This is a genomic window from Baaleninema sp., assembly GCF_049974805.1.
Taxonomy (GTDB): domain Bacteria; phylum Cyanobacteriota; class Cyanobacteriia; order Cyanobacteriales; family Geitlerinemataceae; genus Baaleninema.
Map to the genome: position 1 here is coordinate 1 of NZ_JBNGCO010000242.1, position 1,204 is coordinate 1,204.

The window sequence follows — 1,204 nt, forward strand, 5'->3', positions numbered from 1 at the left end:
CTACTTGAATACAGTGGTGGTAATTATTCCAAAGGATTGCTATATAATATTTTTTGACATAAAAACATAAATAAATAGAGAGTAAAAACGGTGATTTATAGGTCTTGAAAGGCTAGATATCCGGCATCTTTAAGATGCCGGATATCTTCTGAAAAGGATATTGTGAAAGGAGAGTTGCTGAAAGGTTTACCCGGTTTCGTGAGTTAAGGTCTGACTCGATCGCGCGCAGTTGCGGCCTTTGGATTTGGCGTCGTACAGGGCAAGATCGGCGGTGGCAAGGAGAGAAACGGGATGCGATCGCGGCCGGGGAATTTGGGTCGCGACTCCGGCACTCAGCGTCACGACGGGAGAGACGGACGATCGCCTGTGGGGAATTTGTAACCCGACGATGCGATCGCAAATACTTTCGGCGAGGAAAAAGGCAGCTTCGGCGTCGGTTTCGGGCAACACGATCGCAAACTCTTCTCCACCGTAACGGGCGACGACATCGCTAGCACGGGTGACGACACGAGTTAGAGTAGCGGCAACTTTTTGCAAACATTCATCCCCGGCTAAATGACCGTAACAGTCGTTATAAAGTTTGAAGAAATCCACATCGCACAGAATCAAAGACAGAGGATGCTGTCCGCGAGTGCAACGGCGCCATTCTCGCTCGAGAATGCTATCGAAATGGCGGCGGTTGGCCACTTGCGTCAACCCGTCGAGAGAGGCCAAAAGTTGCAGTTCGCGATTGGCTGATTTTAAAGTTTGATAGAGCTGAATTTGTTGAATGCCAATGGCCAGTTGTTTGGCAATCTGTTCGAGAAGTTCGGTATCCGTCGGTTGCCATTGACGCTCTTGGCGACAGTGATGGGCGACCATAAACCCCCACAAGACTGTTTTCGACGGTGCGTTTTCAAAATAACGCTCGTTGACCCACACGGGCATGACGAGCTTCGTTTTCACCTCGAAGGATCGACACAACTGTTCGGGCCAAACATCGAACAGGGTTAAATCGACGATCGAACCTTCGGGATCGCGCAACGCAAATACGGGAGGATTGCCGATTCGCCATCCCAAGGTGGATTGGCAGTGGCCGTGACGGGATTCCACGATAACAGTGGTTCCGCCATCGCACATACACCGCTGAACCAAGACGCGATCGCACTGAAGCACCATTCGCACTTCGTTGACGGTGGTTTTTGACACTCCCCGGTCTGAAGAC

1 protein-coding gene is annotated in these 1,204 nt (G+C 50.7%); it reads right to left on the reverse strand.

Annotated elements, in window-relative coordinates:
- Window positions 1–186: 186 nt before the first annotated feature.
- Window positions 187–1,204: sensor domain-containing diguanylate cyclase (locus ACP5D4_RS21635; protein WP_428013672.1), on the reverse strand; the 1,018-nt coding region annotated here is incomplete at its 5' end.